The organism is Paraburkholderia sp. J67, from assembly GCF_905220265.1.
In the GTDB taxonomy this organism is placed as follows: domain Bacteria; phylum Pseudomonadota; class Gammaproteobacteria; order Burkholderiales; family Burkholderiaceae; genus Paraburkholderia.
In genome coordinates, this window is the sequence record NZ_CAJMZK010000002.1 from 530,468 (window position 1) to 549,462 (window position 18,995).

The 18,995-nt window shown below is 65.1% G+C and carries 16 protein-coding genes; 9 read left to right on the forward strand and 7 right to left on the reverse strand.

Annotated elements, in window-relative coordinates; translation table 11 throughout:
• Nucleotides 1-27: 27 nt before the first annotated feature.
• The 6 genes from U5782_RS06260 to U5782_RS06285 form a co-directional block, all read right to left on the reverse strand.
• Nucleotides 28-2,388, reverse strand: a complete 2,361-nt coding sequence (locus U5782_RS06260; protein WP_322042950.1) for an EAL domain-containing protein — start codon at nt 2,386-2,388, stop codon at nt 28-30.
• Nucleotides 2,389-2,799: 411 nt separating this feature from the next.
• The gene (locus tag U5782_RS06265) at nt 2,800-3,690 is read right to left on the reverse strand and encodes a PhzF family phenazine biosynthesis protein (RefSeq protein WP_322042951.1); all 891 of its coding nucleotides are present in this window, start codon (nt 3,688-3,690) and stop codon (nt 2,800-2,802) included.
• Between the two features lie 116 nt (nt 3,691-3,806).
• Entirely contained in the window at nt 3,807-4,271 is a 465-nt protein-coding gene (locus U5782_RS06270) for a RidA family protein (RefSeq protein ID WP_322042952.1), read from the reverse strand.
• A 102-nt stretch (nt 4,272-4,373) separates the two neighbouring features.
• Nucleotides 4,374-5,573 carry a PLP-dependent aminotransferase family protein gene (locus U5782_RS06275; RefSeq protein ID WP_322042953.1) on the reverse strand — a complete coding sequence of 400 codons (1,200 nt, stop codon included), beginning with the start codon at nt 5,571-5,573 and terminating at the stop codon, nt 4,374-4,376.
• A 98-nt stretch (nt 5,574-5,671) separates the two neighbouring features.
• Entirely contained in the window at nt 5,672-6,580 is a 909-nt protein-coding gene (locus U5782_RS06280) for a DMT family transporter (RefSeq protein ID WP_322042954.1), read from the reverse strand.
• 18 nt (nt 6,581-6,598) lie between these two features.
• A complete protein-coding gene (locus U5782_RS06285; RefSeq protein WP_322042955.1) occupies nt 6,599-7,303 on the reverse strand; it encodes a VOC family protein in 705 nt (234 codons plus the stop codon).
• 145 nt (nt 7,304-7,448) lie between these two features.
• Here U5782_RS06285 and U5782_RS06290 point away from each other — a divergent pair, with 145 nt between their 5' ends.
• The 9 genes from U5782_RS06290 to U5782_RS06330 all read left to right on the forward strand — a co-directional run bounded on the left by U5782_RS06290 (nt 7,449) and on the right by U5782_RS06330 (nt 18,312).
• Nucleotides 7,449-8,930 carry a PLP-dependent aminotransferase family protein gene (locus U5782_RS06290; RefSeq protein WP_322042956.1) on the forward strand — a complete coding sequence of 494 codons (1,482 nt, stop codon included), beginning with the start codon at nt 7,449-7,451 and terminating at the stop codon, nt 8,928-8,930.
• 134 nt (nt 8,931-9,064) lie between these two features.
• Nucleotides 9,065-10,972 (forward strand): molecular chaperone HtpG, encoded by a 1,908-nt coding sequence (htpG, locus tag U5782_RS06295; RefSeq protein ID WP_322042957.1) that lies wholly within the window; start codon nt 9,065-9,067, stop codon nt 10,970-10,972.
• 418 nt (nt 10,973-11,390) lie between these two features.
• Nucleotides 11,391-12,056 carry a chorismate--pyruvate lyase family protein gene (locus tag U5782_RS06300; protein WP_322042958.1) on the forward strand — a complete coding sequence of 222 codons (666 nt, stop codon included), beginning with the start codon at nt 11,391-11,393 and terminating at the stop codon, nt 12,054-12,056.
• A 15-nt stretch (nt 12,057-12,071) separates the two neighbouring features.
• Nucleotides 12,072-12,632, forward strand: coding sequence for a DNA-deoxyinosine glycosylase (locus U5782_RS06305; protein ID WP_322042959.1), 561 nt, complete (start codon nt 12,072-12,074; stop codon nt 12,630-12,632).
• A gap of 72 nt (nt 12,633-12,704) precedes the next feature.
• On the forward strand, nt 12,705-13,286 hold the full coding sequence (locus U5782_RS06310) for an energy transducer TonB (RefSeq protein WP_322042960.1): 582 nt from the start codon (nt 12,705-12,707) through the stop codon (nt 13,284-13,286).
• Nucleotides 13,287-14,023: 737 nt separating this feature from the next.
• On the forward strand, nt 14,024-14,977 hold the full coding sequence (locus tag U5782_RS06315; protein ID WP_415914263.1) for a spermidine synthase: 954 nt from the start codon (nt 14,024-14,026) through the stop codon (nt 14,975-14,977).
• A gap of 270 nt (nt 14,978-15,247) precedes the next feature.
• On the forward strand, nt 15,248-15,487 hold the full coding sequence (locus U5782_RS06320) for a DUF3311 domain-containing protein (protein WP_322042961.1): 240 nt from the start codon (nt 15,248-15,250) through the stop codon (nt 15,485-15,487).
• On the forward strand, nt 15,484-17,034 hold the full coding sequence (gene mctP, locus U5782_RS06325) for a monocarboxylate uptake permease MctP (RefSeq protein WP_322042962.1): 1,551 nt from the start codon (nt 15,484-15,486) through the stop codon (nt 17,032-17,034). Before U5782_RS06320 ends, mctP begins: the two co-directional genes overlap by 4 nt.
• Nucleotides 17,035-17,145: 111 nt before the next feature.
• Complete coding sequence (locus U5782_RS06330) at nt 17,146-18,312, forward strand: FUSC family protein (protein ID WP_415914256.1); 1,167 nt, start codon at nt 17,146-17,148, stop codon at nt 18,310-18,312.
• Nucleotides 18,313-18,343: 31 nt separating this feature from the next.
• Here the strand turns inward: U5782_RS06330 and U5782_RS06335 are convergent, their stop codons facing one another.
• Nucleotides 18,344-18,775: a VOC family protein gene (locus U5782_RS06335; protein ID WP_322042963.1), complete on the reverse strand. Its 432-nt coding sequence runs from the start codon at nt 18,773-18,775 to the stop codon at nt 18,344-18,346.
• Nucleotides 18,776-18,995: the final 220 nt, after the last annotated feature.

Below are 18,995 nucleotides of genomic sequence, written 5' to 3' on the forward strand. Positions count from 1 at the left end.
ATGTTTTTCGACGTAAAAGAAAAAGAATCAGCGCGGCTGCGACGCGTCGCTCACGCGTTCGTTACGCTGCTCGTTGACCTCGGAGGGCGACGCGCCACACACGCCAAAGCGTTCGATCAGCGCGGGCACGCCTTCCACCGGCACCGGGCGCGAGAACAGGAAGCCTTGTGCCTCGATCGGCCCGAGCGCCGCGAGCCAGGCAATCTGCTCCTCGGTTTCGGTGCCTTCCACGACCACGGTCAGCCCGAGCGAGCGCGCCAGATTGACGATCGCCGAGACCATCACGCACACGCTGCGATCGGCGGGAATCGCCTGCACGAACGAGCGATCCACCTTGAGCGTGTCCACCGCGAAGCGGTTCAGATAGGACAACGACGAATACCCGGTGCCGAAGTCGTCGAGGGCCACACGCACGCCCAGGCGCTTGAGCGCGAAGATCTTCTCGGAGACCAGCTCGGGGTACTCCATCATCGCCGTCTCGGTGATTTCGAGTTCGAGCTTGTGCGCGGCGATGCCGGTCTCTTCGATGGCGTGCGAAATGGTCTCGTAGAGATCGCCGCGCCAGAACTGCACCGCCGAAATATTGATGGCGAGCGAGAGCGTCTCGAAGCCTTGCTGCTGCCACTGCGCGAGCTGCGCGCAGGCCGTGCGGATCACGAAGTCGCCCACCGGCACGATCAGGCCGGTCGATTCGGCCACCGGAATGAATTCGCTCGCGGGGATCAGGCCGTACTGCGGATGGTTCCAGCGCACGAGCGCCTCGAAACCCGTGATGCAGCGCCGGCGCAGATCGATCTTGGGCTGATAGGCGAGGAACAGCTGATTTTCGGCCAGCGCCACACGGAGCTGCTGCTCCCATTTCATCAGATGATCGGCGCGATGCGCGAGCTGCGGCGAGTAGAAGCGGAAGCAGTTGCGGCCCGCTTCCTTGGCGGCGTACATCGCGAGGTCGGCCTTCTTGAGCAGGTCGATCTCGCTTTCGTGCGCCACCGCGAAGAGCGCGATGCCCGTGCTCGCGTGCAGCACGAATGCGCTGCCGCGCACGTCGAACGGATGCGTGAAGGCGGCGTTGGTCGTCTCGGCCAGCGTGCTTGCGCGCTTCTCGATGTCGTCGCCCTTGACGATCACCACGAACTCGTCGCCGCCGATGCGCGCGAGCGTGCCGCCGCCGCCGACCGCATCGGCCAGACGCGCGGCGCTCATCTGCAACACGATATCGCCCGCGTTGTGGCCAAGCGTGTCGTTGACGGTCTTGAAGTTGTCGAGGTCGATGAAGAGGATCGCGAGACGCCCGAGATTGCCTGGCTGCGAGACTTCGTGACGCAGGCGTTGCAGCGTGGCGTAGCGGTTGGGCAGTCCGGTGAGCAGGTCGTACTGCACGAGTTGCGACATCTCGCGCTCGCGGCCGAGCAGCTTGCCGATCAGGCCCGTCGCCACGGCGAAGAACGACAGCATGGCGAGCGAGATGAACGTCGCCATCATCAGATAGACGTCGCGCGTGTGGTTGTAATCGGCGAACTCTTCGGCCTGCGAAAGACCGACCAGCACCGCGAGCGGATAGCCGTCGATATGGCGGTACGAGACGATGCGCGTCACATGGTCGATCGGATCGACATAGGTGCCCGAGGCGTGTTCCGAGATCGGATAGACGCCGCTGGCCGAGAACGCGCCCGCGGCGCGGTCGGCGGCGCCGGTGCGGCGCGCGAGCACGGCGCCGGTGTCCGAAATCACGGCGATCACGCCGTCACGGCCGATGGCCGCATTGTTATAGAAGTCGCTCGTGAAGTAGCCCGGGTCTTCCGAGACCACCACCACGCCGGCGAACGAGCCGTCCGGATGATTGAGGCGGCGCGTCATCTGCAGGGTCCAGTGACCCGAGACCCGGCCGAGCACCGGCTTGCTGATAAAGAGCTGATCGTCGTTCTCGTGCTCGTGCACCTTGAAGTGCTCGCGGTCCGAGAGGTCGATGGGCTTGGGATTGGGGTCGGCGGTATTGGCGACCAGCTTGCCGTGCTCGTCGATGATCGACACCTGCACGAGCGAGTCGCTCTGCACCACGCCTTTCTCGACGGTCGTGGTGAGATTGAAATGATCGGGCGTCTTCTCGAACTCGTACTTCACGAAGCGCGTGATCTGGTCGACCTGATGGATCGCCTTGACGGTGTGCTGCTCGAGCGCCGCCGAGAGAATCGCGGCGGAGGCCGTCGCTTCGCGCTGCGTGGCTTCCTTTTCGACCGAGAGGCGCGTGAAGATCACCGCCCACAGGAGCACCAGCACGAGCACACCCAGCACGGGAATCGCGAGCAGCGTGCGCGGGCGCGTGTAGGCCGGCCCGGGTGCGCCGCGCAGGGCGGCTTCGCGCGACAAGGGGAGCCAGTTTGTGCTCATCTGGCCCGCCGCGCATGCGGATTGCCGCGCCGCAGATGCGGCGGCCGGGACGACAGCAAGGCGCTCGGTTGGATCGGCGGCATCGGTTGCACAACGGCTTTGGAAAAGGCGCGGGACGCGCGGATCAAGACACGGCGGACGCGCGCTTTGCGTCCGATGTTTCGATCTTAATGGTTGGGGAATGATTAAGGAAGCGGTCCCCCCTCGGGTATACGCGAGTTGCAGGAGGGAGCGTGGCTGCGCGCGATGTGCTGTGCATAGACGCGAAGGCGTGCATAGCGCCGCCGCAAGGGTGGAAGCGGTGTGGGTGCATTGTCAATGCGCCCACACTGGGCTGTGTCAAGGGTGCGCCGGGTCGCGGGTTAAATCATGTTGCGAGACATCTGAATGAAGCGTTCGCTTCGTCCGCACTCATGCGAGCTGAATCGAACCGTCGACGACCGTGATGGCCGCGCCGCCAATCCAGATCTTTCCCGCCATATCGTCGTAGTTGATCGCGACGCGCCCGTCACGCCCCATCACGGTGCCTTGACGCACAGTGTAGTGCGCGCCCGGGCGGCGATTCTGCTGCGCAAGCAACAGGGCGATGGCGGCGTTGGCGCTGCCGGTCACCGGATCTTCGCCCTTGCCGAGGCCGGTCATGAGACAGCGCACCTCGAACGTGGCAGGCCCGTCGGCCGCGTGCGCGCCGTAGGCCGCGAGACCTTGCGCGCCCACGCCCGACGCCACGGCGGCGAGCGCATCGTAGTCGATGTCGAGCGCGAGCACGTCCTGCGCCGAGGCAAGCCGCACGACCAGCCAGGGCGCGCCGTTATCGACGCCGCAGGGCTGCGCGGTGAAGTCGATCGCCTCGGAGCGCAGCGCGGCGCGCAGGGCGCCGTACTGCGTGGCGGGCAAGGGCGTGACCGTGGCGGGCGGCGCGGCGAAGGCCCATTGCGCGCCTGCATCTTCTTCACCTTGCTGCGCCAGTTCGATCAGTCCCGCGGCGCATTCCTGCACGAGCCGGCCGGGGGTCTTCGCCGCGCGGCCGCTGTCGAGGAACGCGTGCGCCGAGCCTAGCGTCGGATGGCCCGCGAACGGCAGTTCGCCCTGGGTCGTGAAGATGCGCACGCGATAGTCGGCGCGCGCATCGGTGGGAGCGAGCAGAAAGGCCGTCTCGGACAGATTGGTCCAGCGCGCGATGGCCTGCATCTGCGCGGTGTCGAGCTCGTCGGCGTCGAACACCACGGCGAGCGGATTGCCCTTGAAGGGTTGCGACGTGAACACGTCGACCTGTTTGAAGCGAACGCTGCGAAGAGTCATGACCGTGAATATCAAGACAAAAAGCGAGGACGAAAAAAAGCCGCACCCTGCGGCGCGGCCCGAGATAGCGGTGCGGTTCAGCGAACCCTTAATGCGGTTCGCTTCGCACTGAACGCTTACTCGACTTCGGCGATCAGTTCGATCTCGACGCACGCGCCGAGCGGGATCTGCGCCACGCCGAATGCCGAGCGGGCATGCTTGCCCTTCTCGCCGAACACGTCGGCGACCAGTTCCGACGCGCCGTTGGTGACGATGTGCTGTTCCGTGAAATCGAACGTCGAGTTCACGAGGCTCATCAGCTTGACGATGCGCTTGACCTTGTTGAGGTCGCCCGTGTGAGCGTGCAGCGTCGCGATCAGGTCGATCGCGATCGAGCGCGCGGCGGCTTTGCCTTCTTCGGTCGAGAGCGAGTCGCCGAGCTTGCCGGCCCACACCTTGCCGTCCTTCTTCGCGATGTGACCGGACAGGTACACCGTGTTGCCGCTCTGCGCGCTCATCACGTAAGCGGCGGCGGGCGCGCCTGCCTGCGGCAGTTCGATGCCGAGCTGTTCGAGACGGTCGTAGATGTTGATGTCTGCCATGATCAGGAGTCCTTTTACGGAATTAGCGGGTTGATACGTCAATTCAGGTCGATCGATTCGAGTCGGCCGGGCCGGCATCCCGGATGCGCCCGGCCGTGCGCCTCACATGCGCGCGCGAATCAGTTTGGCGAGCTTGGTCACGCCTTCTTCGATCTTCGCCGGCGGCACCGTGACGAACGACAGGCGCAGCTTGTTGATCTGCGGCTCGCTCGCGAAGAACGGCGCGCCCGGCACGAAGGCCACGTTCTGCGCAACCGCTTCTTCCAGCAACTTCATACTGTCGATGTGTTGCGGCAGCGTGACCCACACGAACATGCCGCCTTCGGGGCGGTTCCAGCTCACGCCTTCGGGCATGTTGCGCGTGAGCGAATCCAGCATCGCTTCGCACTGATCGCGGTACAGCGCGCGCACCTTCGGAATATGCGTGTCGAGGAAGCCGTTCTTCACGACTTCGTAGACGATGCGTTGCGTGAAGCTCGGCGTGTGCAGGTCGGTGGCCTGCTTGGCCTGCACGAGTTTGAAGTGCAGGTCCTCGGGCGCGATGATGTAGCCCACGCGCAGGCCCGGCGCCAGCACCTTCGAGAACGAGCCCAGATGCACGATGTGCTCCGGCGCCATCGAGTGCAGCGTCGGCAGCGGCTCGCCCTCGTAGAGGAGCGCGCCATAGGGATCGTCTTCGATCACCGGGAACGGCGAGCTTTGCGCGAAGGCCGCGAGCGCCTGGCGGCGTTCGAGCGGCAGGCGGCGGCCCGTCGGGTTCTGGAAGTTCGGGATCGCGTAGAGCAGACGGGCGCCTGCGGTCAGCTCGGGCGTGAGCGCTTCGGGGATCAGACCTTTTTCGTCGGTCGGCACTTGCACGTACTTCGGCTCGTAGAGCGAGAACGATTGCAGCGCGCCCAGGTACGTGGGCGTTTCGACCAGCACGGGGCTATCGGGCGAGACCAGCACCTTGCCGATCAGGTCGAGTGCCTGCTGCGAACCCGTGGTGATCAGCACCTGCGAGGCACGCACTTTCACGCCGCCCACCGAGTGGCGCTCGGCGATCCATTCGCGCAGCGGCATATAGCCTTCGGTCGCGCTGTACTGGAGCGCGCCAAACGGGTCGTCGCGCAGGATGCGGTCGGCGGCCGCGCGCATTTCCTCGACCGGGAAGCTGGCCGGAGCGGGCAGGCCGCCCGCGAACGAGATGACTTCGGGCCGTTCGGTGACCTTCAGGATTTCGCGAATCGCCGAGCTGGTCAGCTTGATTGCGCGCTCGGACAGTTGCCACGCGGGCGCGGCCTTGAGATCGCTCTGGTCCATGGGGTCTCCTTTTTAGGGTCGGGCGAGTGAATCCGGAGGCGGTGCGCGGCGTAAAGCCTGGCACCGCCGAAAACCTTCGATTATGACGCGAAAACTATTCAAGCGGCGCGCGCCGGCGCGGGAGCCGTGCGAATCGCGGCGCGGCGGCCCAGCATGACGGTGGCGATCACGGCGGCGGCGTAGAGCCACGCCGAGGGCGCGACCTGCTCGCCAAAGGCAAGCGCGGAGAACGCCATCGTGAAGAAAATCTGTAGCAGCTGCACCTGGCCGACGCGCGCCGTGCCGCCCATCGCGAGGCCTGCATACCAGGCGAAGAAGCCGATGAACTGCGAAAACAGCGTCACGTAGCCGAACGCCAGCCAGGTCTTGAGCGCGACTGGCTCCGGATGCGCGACGTGGTGCGCCCAGGCGAGCCAGCCGACCGGCAGCACGAGGAACGGCGCGGACAGCACCAGCGCCCAGCAGATCACCTGCCAGCCGCCCAGTTGCCGGGCGAGGCGCGCGCCTTCGGCATAACCGAGCGCGCCGATGCCCACGGCGATCAGCATCCACGCATCGCCCGCGTGCAGTGCGCCGCCGCCCGCCTGAAGCGCGAACGCCACCACCAGCGCGCTGCCGATGAGCGCGCTCACCCAGAACGCCTTCGACGGGCGTTCGTGCGAGAGCCACGCCGCGTAGATCGCCACGGCAAGCGGTTGCAGCCCGTTGACGATGGCGCCGTGCGAGGCGGGCACGCTCTTCATCGCCCAGGCGGAAAACACCGGATACGCGACGATCACGCCCAGCGAGACGACAGCCAGGCTTTTCACCTGCGGCCAGGTGGGCCGTTTCTCGCGGCGCACGTAGAGCAGGATGGCGGCGGGCACGGCGGCGGCGAGCGCGCGTCCGAGACCGTTGAGCAGCGGATGGAATTCGAGGACGACGATGCGCGTCATCGGCAGGGTCAGACTGAAGATCATGACGCCGACGAGGCCGAGCAGCATGCCCTGGGTTTCACGTGCTTTCATGGTGATGTATCGCGCTCGTCAAACAGAGGATCGGGGCGCGCCGAGCGATCGCGTTCCCGACAGGGTTTCGAACTGCGCGACGAGCGCAGGACTTTCGGCTTCTTCAATCTGGATCAGATGCGCCGCACCGAGCCAGTCCAGCTGTTCGCGCACGGCCTGCGCTTGCGGGTGAAACGCGGTAAGCGAGCGCAGCGCGATGCCGGTGTCGGCGAGCGTTTGCGACGGATGGCGTGGCGTGTCCCACTGGATCAGCGAGGGCAGCACGCCGTCACCCGCGCCTTGCCAGGACGGGAACGCGCCGTCGAGCGGCACGGACAGTTGCCAGTTCAGCTCGCCGCGCGTCATCGGCACGAGATCGGGGATGCGCTGCGGGTATTGGCTGCGCCAGCGTTCGAGGTTTTTCGGCGGCTCGACGCGCACCACCCAATGCGAAAGATAAGGCCCTTTTTCCAGGCGCGCCTGCACGGCCGGATCGTCGAGCGCGAAGAGGCGCGCGCGGGCAGGCTGGGACGCCGCCGGGCTGCGTGCGCCGGGATCGATCGCGATCACTTCCAGATACGTATCGCCCCACAGGCCGAGCAGCCGGTTATGGGTCCGCATGAGCGGATGCGCGCCGCCACCCGCGGGCGCCACGCCCAGCGTATCGGCGACGTACTGGACGCCTTCCTCCAGCGTACGGGCGGAAACGACGAGGTGATCGAGGCGCAGTGGCGTGGCGGTCATGAGGCGGTCACGAGGAGAGCGGGGAAGTCGGTTGAACCGGAAAGCTTACCGGTACGCATGCAATGAAATGTACCGGTATGGTGGCAGACAGTAACGGTACAATCGGCCCGATAGTATTCGGTACAGTTGGAGCATTGGAGCCGCCATGTCGTCCGTCCCGCTCGACCAGATTCCCGCGCCGCATGACGCGGCCACCCTCACGCTCGTCGACCAGCTCGTGCAGTGGGGGCGTCGTCGCATCGAGGAGCGCGTGTTCCGCCCCGGCATGCGCATGCCGTCCATCCGCAAGCTCGCGCTCGACAAGGGTGTGTCGCGCTTTACCGTGGTCGAGGCCTATGAGCGCCTCGTCGCGCAGGGCTATCTGGACTCGCGGCGCGGCTCGGGCTTCTACGTGCGCGAGCGCCTCGCCGCCGTCACGCCGCTGGAGCGCCGCCCGCTGTCTGGCGTGGACGGCGCCGCCGCGCAGGATCAGGCGCCGCCCGCGCCGCCGACCATCGACGTGGTCTGGCTGCTGCGTAACATGCTCCATCAATCGACGCATCCGGAAAAAGGACCGGGACTGGGCTATCTGCCCGCGCGCTGGCTCGACGGCGAACTGCTCGCGGGCGCGATGCGCTCGCTCGGCCGCCAGAGCGGCTCGCAATTGCTGGGCTTCGGTTCGCCGCAGGGTTTTCTGCCGCTGCGCCAGCAATTGCAGACTCGCATGGCCGAACTGGAGATTGGCGCGACGCCCGACCAGATCGTGCTGGTGTCGGGCATCACCCAGGCGATCGACCTGCTCGCGCGCCTCTACGTGCAACCCGGCGACACCGTCGTGGTGGGCGACCCCGCCTGGTTCCAGATGTTCGGGCGCTTCGCCTCGCAGGGCGCGCGGCTGGTGGGCATGCCGTACACGCCCGACGGCCCGGATCTCGACGCGCTCGAAGCGCTGGTCGAGACGTGGCGGCCGAAGATGCTCGTCATCAACTCGGTGCTGCAAAACCCCACCGGCACCTCGCTCACGGCGGCGCAGGCCTTCCGCATCCTGCGCCTCGCGGAACAGTACGACTTCATCGTCGTCGAGGACGATATCTACGGCGATCTGTGCCCGTCGGGCTATCCGGCGACGCGTCTCGCGAGCCTCGACCAGTTGCGCCGCGTGATCTATCTGGGCAGTTTTTCGAAGACGCTCGCGCCCAATCTGCGCGTGGGCTACATCGCCAGCGCTCTCGACGTGGCGCAGGCGGTGGCCGACCAGAAGATGCTGGTCGGCATGACAACGCCCGAACTCAACGAGCGCGTACTGTTTCGCGTGCTCACCGAAGGCCACTACCGCCGCCATGTGGAGCGCCTGCGCGCGCGTCTGGACGCCGTGCGCGACAAGGCTGCGCGCATGCTGGAGCGGGCGGGCTGCAAGCTCTTCATCGCGCCGGGCGCGGGCATGTTCCTGTGGGCCGACACGGGCGTGGACGCCGACGCGCTGACCGCCGCCGGCCACGAAGCGGGCTTTTTGCTGACGCCGGGCAGCCTGTTCTCGCCGCACCAGTCGCCGACGACATGGATGCGCTTTAACATCGCGAACTGCGGCGATCCGGCGCTGCCGGGTTTTCTCGCCAGCTATCTGGACGGCGCGGCGCGGCGCGGTTGAACCGGCGACGGAGCGCGCCCCCTTGAAACGTCAGGCTCGGCCCCCATATGGGCGGGCAACGCGTCGCGCATGCGCGCCACGCATAAAAATCCACCGATCAGCACTGCAACTGTAACGAAAGAGGACCTCTGACCATGGCACAAGAAACCATGAGCTTCCAGGCGGAAGTGAAACAGCTTCTGCACCTGATGATCCATTCGCTGTACAGCAACAAGGAAATCTTCCTGCGCGAGCTCGTCTCGAACGCCTCGGATGCCGCCGACAAGCTGCGTTTCGAAGCGCTCGAAAACAACGCGCTGTATGAAAACGATCCGAACGTGCGCATTCGCGTGGGTTTCGACAAGGCGGCACGCACCGTCACGATCGAAGACAACGGCATCGGCATGAGCCACGACGAAGCCGTGGCGAACCTGGGCACGATCGCGCGCTCGGGCACGAAGGAATTCTTCGGCAAGCTCTCGGGCGACCAGAAGAAGGACGCCGCGCTGATCGGCCAGTTTGGCGTGGGCTTCTACTCGGGCTTTATCGTCGCTGACAAGATCACGGTGGAAAGCCGCCGCGCGGGCCTCGCCGCAAGCGAAGGCGTGCGCTGGGAAAGCGCGGGCGAAGGCGAATTCTCGGTCGACAAGATCGAGCGCGCCCAACGCGGCACGACCATCACGCTGCATCTGCGCGAAGGCGAAGACGAACTGCTCTCCGCATGGAAGCTGAAGTCGATCATCCAGAAGTACTCGGATCACGTCGGCCTGCCCATCGAGATGAAGAAGGAAGAGTGGGACGCCGAAAAGAGCGAGATGGTCACGAAGGACGAATTCGAGACCATCAACCAGGCGAGCGCCCTGTGGACGCGCTCGAAGAGCGACATCAGCGACGAGCAGTACCAGCAGTTCTACCAGCACCTCGCGCACGACCACCAGAACCCGCTCGCGTGGACGCATAACCGCGTCGAAGGCCGCAGCGAGTACACGCAACTGCTCTACGTGCCCGCGCACGCGCCGTTCGACATGTGGAACCGCGACCACAAGAGCGGCTTGAAGCTGTACGTGAAGCGCGTCTTCATCATGGACGACGCCGACCAGCTGCTGCCGAACTACCTGCGCTTCGTGAAGGGCGTGGTTGACTCGGCGGATCTGCCCCTGAACGTTTCGCGCGAAATCCTGCAGGAAAGCCGCGACGTGAAGGCGATCCGCGACGGCGTGACCAAGCGCGTGCTGTCGATGCTGGAAGACCTGGCCGCGGCGCAAACCGATGCGGAAGCTTCGGACGAAGACAAGGCGAAGTTCGCGACCTTCTGGGGCGAATTCGGCCAGGTGCTGAAGGAAGGCATCGGCGAAGATCACGCGAACAAGGAGCGCATCGCGAAGCTGCTGCGCTTTGCGTCGACGCAAAACGACACGTCGGAGCAGAACGTCTCGCTGGCCGACTACGTTGCGCGCATGAAGCCTGAGCAGACGAAGATCTACTACGTGACCGCCGACACGTGGCAGGCCGCGAAGAACAGCCCGCACCTGGAAGTGTTCCGCAAGAAGGGCGTGGAAGTGCTGCTGCTGACGGATCGCGTGGACGAATGGATGCTGTCGTTCCTGAACGACTTCGACGGCAAGCCGCTCGCGAGCGTGGCGCGAGGCGACCTGGACCTGGGCGCGCTCAACGACGAGGAAAAGCAGCAACAGGAGAAGGTGAGCGAAGAGCTCAAGCCGCTCGTCGAGAAGATGAAGGACGCGCTGAAGGACAAGGCGAAGGACGTGCGCCTGACGTTCCGCCTGACGGATTCTCCGTCGTGCCTGGTGGCTGACGAAGGCGACCTGAGCGGCAACTTGCAGCGCATGCTGAAGGCCGCGGGCCAACAGGCGCCGGAGATGCAACCGATCCTGGAAGTGAACCCGGAGCATCCGTTGGTCAAGGGCCTGAATGCGGACAACGCGAACTTTGGCGACTGGTGCCACTTGCTGTTTGACCAGGCGCTGCTGGCGGAGGGTGGTGCGCTGGAAGATCCGGCGAGCTTCGTGAAGCGCACGAACGCGCTGCTGCTGTCCCGCTAAGACGACAAAGAGAAGTAGCAACGAAACGCGCCGCTGGGCAACCAGCGGCGCGTTTTTATTTCGGCGGAGCCGTGAAGTGAAGCGCGATCCTGGCAAACCACTGGTACTGGTTTGTGGTTATGCCCCACGGGGCGCGTAGCGCCGCCGGATGAATGACGGCCTTGTCACTTCGTGGGGTGGCGCGAGGAGACAGACGCTCCTATACCTTTCCCCGTATAAGTCGGTTTGTGGACGGCGTCACACTGGCGGTGTGAGCGGCTTTCTTTGCCTACTTTCTTTGCCGCGGCAAAGAAAGTAGGTGCCGCCCCGCACAGGGGCAACGCATGCATACCCACGCGAAAACAAGGAAAGGCCAACGCGGCCAGAACGCCGACAACCCCGAGACTGGCGGCAGCCCCCACCCCCTATAATGACCGCCATGCCCAACCGATACGACGCCACCGACGCGCACTGGCGTATCGCGCCCCTTGCGGCCTTTAGCGCTGATCAGAAAGACTGGCTCACACGAGGCGGCTCGCTGACCGCGCATCTACGCAAGCTCGGCGCTGTGGAAGTGCGCGTGACGCGCGAAGCGGTTGCCTTACCGTGGCCAGACGAATGCACGGCGCTGGGCCTTGCGCCCCGGGAGCGCGCATGGGTGCGTGAAATCGTGCTGGCTGTCGACGGCGTGCCCTACGTGGCGGCGCACAGCGCAACGCCGATTGTCGCGAGCCACGGCATCTGGCAGGCCATGCGCCGCCTGCGCACGCGGCCGCTAGCGGAGCTTCTCTATACGGATAGCGGCGTGGCACGTTCGGCGCTGGTGAGCCGTCGCGTGAGCGCACGACATCCGCTGCATGCGCTCGCCGCGCGCGAGACGATAGGGCAGGTTCCACACGCCTACGTCGCACGCCGATCGGTATTCGAGCGCCACGGCGCGCCATTGCTCGTGACCGAATGCATGCTGCCCGCGTTGTGGGCGCACCTCGCCGATTCCACGCGCGAGACACAGCCCGCGCATGCAACTCACTCTGCCCGCGAGCGCGGCCCACTCGGACATACGGCGTCGCGCGCGCATCCGTCGCCGCAATCCATCGTGCGCTGATCGCCAGGTTTCGCCATGAGCTTCAAGCATTGTTTTCCGCCTGTCGTCGATGCGCATACGCGCGTGCTTATTCTTGGCAGCTTGCCGGGCGAAGCGTCGCTCGCGCATCAGCAGTACTACGCGCACAAGCAAAACAAGTTCTGGCATCTGGTCGGCGAAGTGATCGGCGTGGATCTGCCCGCGCTCGACTATGAAGCGCGTCTGCAAACGCTGCTCGATCACCGCATTGGCCTCTGGGATGTGGTCGCGCAGGCGCGTCGCGAAGGCAGCCTCGACGGCAATATTCGCGACCATGCGGGCAACGATCTCATCACGCTGATCGAGCGCCTGCCCGCGCTGCAAGCGATCGCATTCAACGGCGGCACGGCTTCGCGCATCGGCGAGCGGATACTTGGCGTGGACGCACAGCGCCTTGAAATTCTGCGTTTGCCGTCCAGTAGTCCTGCCTATGCGTCGATGAACTTCGCCACCAAGCTAGTGGCGTGGCGTGCGCTCGATGCGTTTAGCACTACGCCGGACACGCCTGCTAACGCCGCCACATCGACGCGTAAGCGCCCTGCAATCTCGCCGGGCTAGCATGGTCTCGCGCACGCCAGAGTGCGCGCCCTGAATCGACACATCGAATCGACGGGACACGAGACCACCACAATGAAAAAGAATCGCTGGCTCCTGATCGTTTTTCCCATCCTTTTTGCCTTGAGCGGCTGCGCCTCCGACGACGTCGCCACCGTAGGTCCACATGCACGCCCGACGCCGGAGCAGGTGATGAACCGCTGTCTGGCGTTCGTCGCGACGGCGGGTTTTGCGCCGCCCACTGAGGCGACCTTGAGTTCGTGGCAGTGGCGGCGCTACGTGGATTGCAAGCTGGGCGGCAACATGCTCTCGAATCCGAAGAAAGTGCCGCTCGAGAGCGAGGCGATCGTATCGATCCGGCTTGCGGCCGATGGCTCGATCGTCGCGGTGAAGCTGCTGCATTCGACCGGCAACGACGACTACGACGAGGATGTCCAGCACGCGATCGACGCGGCTTCACCGTTGCCGCGCGCGCCGCTCGCCTTGCATCTTGCGCGCATCGACATGCACTTCCATCCGGTGCGTGTGGACCCGCTCATGCTCAAGGATGGCGCGAGTGCGATTGGCGGCACGAAAGCGGGCGTGGGACTCTCTGGAGAGACCCATTGGCGGGTGCAGGATTGCAACACGGCGAACAACGTGAAGGCGTGCGATTGACGCGCAATGCGTCGCGAATTTCGCGAAATGGGTGCAACGCGAACGTGTGTAAAACCGCTGTTTATGCCGTCTAAAACGAGCGTAATGCGTGCCGAATGCTATGCTCTCGTTCGCCCGCGCAAATGCGTCCGAATTCGCATGCGATCTCGCGGCTGAAACCACACCGTCAACGCAGCGGATTGCGCATCTGCACCTGCTCCTCACAAGCAAGACATCTTTAAATGACGACTCTCATCAAGCGCGCTTCGGCCGAGGCGCGCGCATTCAGCAAGACGCCCGCCACGCAAACCGACGAGGCCGCTTCGACTGAACCGGCTGCGGATCAAGCCGTAGCGCAAGTTGCGCCTCAGGTTGAAGCGCAAGCTGAAAAGGCGGACGCACCGCAAGCTGAAACGCCGGCTGCGAAGCCGGCAGTGAAGGCCGCAGCGAAGCCGAAGGCCAAAGCCGCAGTGAAGGTCGCAGCAGAGCCGAAGGCGAAGCCCGTAGCGAAGGTCGCAGCAGAGCCGAAGGCGAAGCCGGCAGCGAAGGTCGCAGCAGAGCCGAAGGCGAAGCCGGCAGCGAAGGCCGCCGCGGAACCGAAGGCGAAGCCGGCAGCGAAGGCCGCAGCGGAACCGAAGGCAAAGCCGGCAGTGAAGGCCGCAGCGGAACCGAAGGCAAAGCCGGCAGTGAAGGCCGCCGCAGAACCGAAGGCGAAGGCAGCAGTGAAGGCCGCCGCAGAACCGAAGGCGAAGGCAGCAGTGAAGGCCGCCGCAGAACCCAAGGCAAAACCGGCTGAAGCCACCAAGCCCGCGCGCGTGAAGCGCGCCAGGGCCGCTCAAGCCGAAGTCGCACCGAAAATCGAAAAGATCACGAAGCGCGGCCGTCGCGCAGCCGCCGCAGCGGAAGACGATCTCGACAACGCACCCGTCATCGAAGCGCCGCGCAAGCCGCGTTTCGCGCCGGTCACGTTCTCGGAAGAGAGCGGCGTGCGTTACCTGCACTTCGGCACCGAATGGGTGCAGGGCGCGATGCGTCTGTCGAAGCCGCAACACATCGAGCTCGAATACGCGCAGCAGATGATGTCCTGGCTGCTGTTCCTCGCCACGCCCGCGCGCATCGTGCAACTGGGTCTGGGCGCCGCCGCGCTGACCAAGTTCGCGCACCGCTATCTGCGTCCGGCGAAGGTCGAGGCGGTCGAGCTGAACCCGGCCGTCGTCGTGGCTGCCCGCACGATGTTCTCGCTGCCCGCCGACGATGCGCGCCTCACCGTGCGCGAACTCGACGCGTGGGACTTCGTGCAGGATCGCGCGAACCACGGCACGATCGGCGCGCTGCAAATCGACATCTATGACGCGACCGCACGCGGTCCGGTGCTCGACAGCGTTGCGTTCTACCGCGCCGTGCGCGCGTGTCTGACCGACGCGGGCGTCGCGACCATCAACCTGTTCGGCGATCACCCGAGCTACGTGCGCAACATGAAGCGCCTGAAGGAAGCCTTCGACGGTCGCGTGATCGCGCTGCCGGAAGTGCACGACGGCAACCGCGTCGCGCTGGCGTTCTCGGGTCCGGCGCTCGACGTGAGCTGGACCGCGCTCGACAAGCGCGCGCGTCTGCTCGAAAGCAAGCTCGGCCTGCCCGCGCATCTGTGGGTGAAGGCGCTGCGCGCAGCGTGCAAGGAAATCGGCAAGGAAGGCGAGACCTTCGCGATCTGACGCTTTTAGCGCCTAAGCGAAAACGCGACAAGAACCGGCCCCGTGTCATGCGGGGCCGGTTTTTTTTCGTCCCTCGATTCTGAATCGCATAATGCTTTCGGATAGCTGACGATTTCCGGTCCGAAGTGTTGGGGTCCGCCCCGGTTGACCCACGGCAGTGGCATCGGTACGCTTTTCAGCGCTTTCGGGGACCTTGCGAGGCACGAGCTCGCGGGCCATCGGCCACTTTGAAGCCGCATAACAACACATAAGGTACGAGGAGGAGACGTCATGGCTCACGACGCCGACGCCGCAAAAGCCAGCAAGCACTGGCTATGGCTGTTGCTGTTGCCCTGGATCGCCATGATCTGGGTGCCGTCGTATAACAAGGTCGAACCCACGCTGTGGGATTTCCCGTTCTTCTACTGGTATCAGCTCCTCTGGGTGCTGATCAGTGCCGTCATCACCGCGCTCGTCTATTTCAAGACCAAGGACCGCTCGAAGGGCGGCCGGGCCGGAGGTGCGCAATGAATGTCATCGCAACCTTCGTCTTTATCCTGTTCTTCGTCGGCGTGACGATCATCGGCTTCCTGGCGGCCAACTGGCGCAAGGGCGATCTCGCGCATCTGGAAGAGTGGGGCCTGGGCGGGCGCCGCTTCGGCACCATCGTCACCTGGTTCCTGCTGGGCGGCGATCTCTACACGGCCTACACCTTCGTCGCGGTGCCGGCGCTCGTGTTCGGCGCGGGCGCAACGGGCTTCTTCGCGCTGCCCTATACGATCCTGATCTATCCGTTCGCCTTCGTGGTGTTCCCGAAACTCTGGGCCATCGCCAAGCGTCATCAGTACGTGACGTCCGCCGACTTCGTGAGCGCGCGCTACGGCAGCCGCATGCTCGCGCTCGCCATTGCGGTGACCGGGATCGTCGCGACCATGCCGTATATCGCGCTGCAACTGGTGGGGATCGAAGTGGTGATCGGCGCGCTCGGTTTCGACACGACGGGCTTTGTCGGCGACCTGCCGCTCATCATCGCGTTCGCGATTCTCGCGGCCTACACGTATACGTCGGGCCTGCGCGCGCCGGCCATGATCGCGGTCGTGAAGGACCTGCTCATCTACATCACGATCGCCGTGGCGATCATCGTGATCCCCGCGCAGATGGGCGGCTTTGGCCACATCTTCGCCTCGGTGCCGCCGGCGAAGCTGCTGCTCAAGGCGCCCGATGCGTCGAGCCTGAATGGCTATAGCGCCTACGCGACGCTCGCGGTGGGCTCCGCGCTCGCGCTGTTCCTCTATCCGCACTCGGTCACGGCGATCCTGTCGTCGTCGTCGGGCAACACCATCCGCCGCAACATGGCGATGCTGCCCGCGTACTCGCTCGTGCTCGGCCTGCTCGCGCTGCTCGGCTTCATGGCGCTCGCCTCGGGCGTGAAGGACATGCCGGAATATGCGCCGTACTTCAAGGCGTTCGGCCCGAACTTCGCGGTCCCGGCGCTGTTCCTGCACTTCTTCCCGTCGTGGTTCGTGGGCGTGGCGTTCGCGGCCATCGGCATCGGCGCGCTGGTGCCCGCGGCGATCATGTCGATTGCCGCCGCGAATCTCTACACGCGCAACATCCACAAGGAGTTCATCAACCGCAACATGAATCACGAGCAGGAGACCAATATCGCCAAGCTGGTCTCGCTGATCGTGAAGGTGGGGGCGGTGGCGTTCATCCTCGGGCTGCCGCTGACTTACGCGATCCAGCTGCAACTGCTCGGCGGCATCTGGATCATCCAGACGCTGCCCGCCATCGTGCTCGGCCTTTATACGCGCATGCTCGACTGGCGCGGTCTGTTGATCGGCTGGGCCGTGGGCATCGCCACCGGCACGTGGATGGCTATCTCGCTGCATCTGAAGGGCTCGATCTTCGTCGTGCATCTGTTCGGCATGGACGTGCCCGGTTACGCGGCGGTGTGGTCGCTGATCGTGAATCTCGTGGTGGCGGTGGTGGTCTCGGCGCTGGTGCATGTGCTCGGCATGCGCAAGGGCGAGGATCGCACCCGCCCCGAGGATTATCTCGACGTGATCGAAAGCTGATCCGTTTCTTCCTGCCCACGGGGTGGTGAGGCCAGGCCCGCAACGTCACGGTTGCGGGCTGTTGTTTTTCTGGTGCACGATGTTCGCCGTGTCGGCAACTTTCTTCGCGCCATGACTTCGTCTGAATCCGGAATCGACGTGCCTGCCAAGACCCGTTCCGTGCGCCGGCGCTCGCGCGCGGCGCGCATGTGGCGCGCGCTCACGTCGCCGTTCTATCGCTACCGCAACGCGGGCGTCATTCACGCGGTGCGTGTGGGCTTGGCGATGCTGGTGTCGATCCTCGCCACCACGGGGATCGACATTCCGCACGGCATCTGGGCGTCGGTCACGCTGCTCGTGGTGATCGGCGGGCTCCAGCATCACGGCAATATCCGCAAGAAGGCCACCGAGCGCGCGCTGGGCACGCTGCTCGGCGCGTTGATCGGGCTCACGCTGATCGTCGTGCAGGCGGTCACGGGCTCCACGTGGCTCACCTATTCGCTGATGTCGATCGTCGCGGCCATCTGTAGCTATTACGCGATCGGCAAGCCCGGTTACGTCGCGCTCCTGACGGCCATTACGATGTGCATCGTCGCCGGTCATGGCGATAACCTCATCGATGTGGGCCTGTGGCGCACGCTCAACGTGATGATCGGCATTGTGATCGCACTGGCGTTCTCGTTCGCGCTGCCGTTGCACGCCACGTATTCGTGGCGCTACCGCCTCGCCGACAATCTGCGCGAGTGCGCGCGCGTCTATGCGCAGGTGGTGAGCGGCGTGCACCTCGATAGCGACGCGCAGGTCGAGCAGTTCCGCCGCCTGAACACACGTCTCGTGCAGTTGCGCGCGCTGATGCCTTCGGTGGCCAAGGAGATCGACGTGCCGGTCGCGCGCCTGGAGCAGGTGCAGCGGCTGCATCGCTCGCTGCTCAGTTCGCTGGAGATGATGTCGACGGGGCTAGGGGGCTACGAGCAGCAGCGCGTGCGCGTGGCCTTCGCACAGCGCAGCGCATGCGTGCGCGAGGCGCTGTTGACGACGGCGCGGGCGCTACGTTTTGGCGGCGGGCGGCATCCGGAGGCCGCAGCCCGAGCCTTGCGCTCGAGTCCGCTGGATGCGGGCGCGGCCCGTGGCTGCGAGCCGCTCGCGCAACCTGCCGCTGTGCCGCTCGCACCGGAAATGCAGGGGCCTTACTGGCTCGAACAACGTTTCGAGGAGCAGGTGGGGCAACTGCGTGCCTTGCTCCTCGAAATCGAACCGAGATGGAACATCGAGCGCGCGCATCTGCACCGCATGGTGTGACGCGCGCTGTGCGGGCCGATGGGCCAGCCGTTCAAGGCGCCGGGTTTTCGAGCGGCGGCGCGGTGACCATCCACGGCACGCCGAACTTGTCGGTCAGCATGCCGAAGCCTGGCGACCAGAAGGTCTTCTGGAATGGCATGCCGACCTGCGCGCCCTGGGACAGCGCATCGAAATAGCGTTGCGCCGTGGCGGCGTCGGGCGCGGTGAGCGAGACGCTGAAGCCGGTGAACTTGTCGGTCTGCGTCATACACCCGCCGTCCGACATCATCAAATGCGCGTCGCCGATCTGGATCGTCGCGTGCATGATCTTGTCGGCCAGTTCGGGCGGCAACGGGCGCTGCGGATCGGGTGGACCGTCCTTGAAGCGCATCTTGAACAGCTCCGTGGCGCCGAGCGCTTCGTGATAGAACGCGATCGCTTCCTCGCAGGTGCCGTTGTAGAACAGATAGGGCTGGATTTGCATCGTCATCTTCCTTGCGGATTGGACCTTGGGGGACCCCAGGTTGGCCGGTCTTCTGCGCTCTTGGGCGCGCCGTTGCGCGTTGTGGGGAGGCGTCGCACGACATCGAGGACCGGAATCGCGCGGCTCGTTGGCCGCTGCCCTGAATTCTAGGCGTGCGCATGCCCGCTTCGGCACGGCATGTCGCCAGGGTTTGCGAGAGCGCAGACAGGAATGGAGTTTG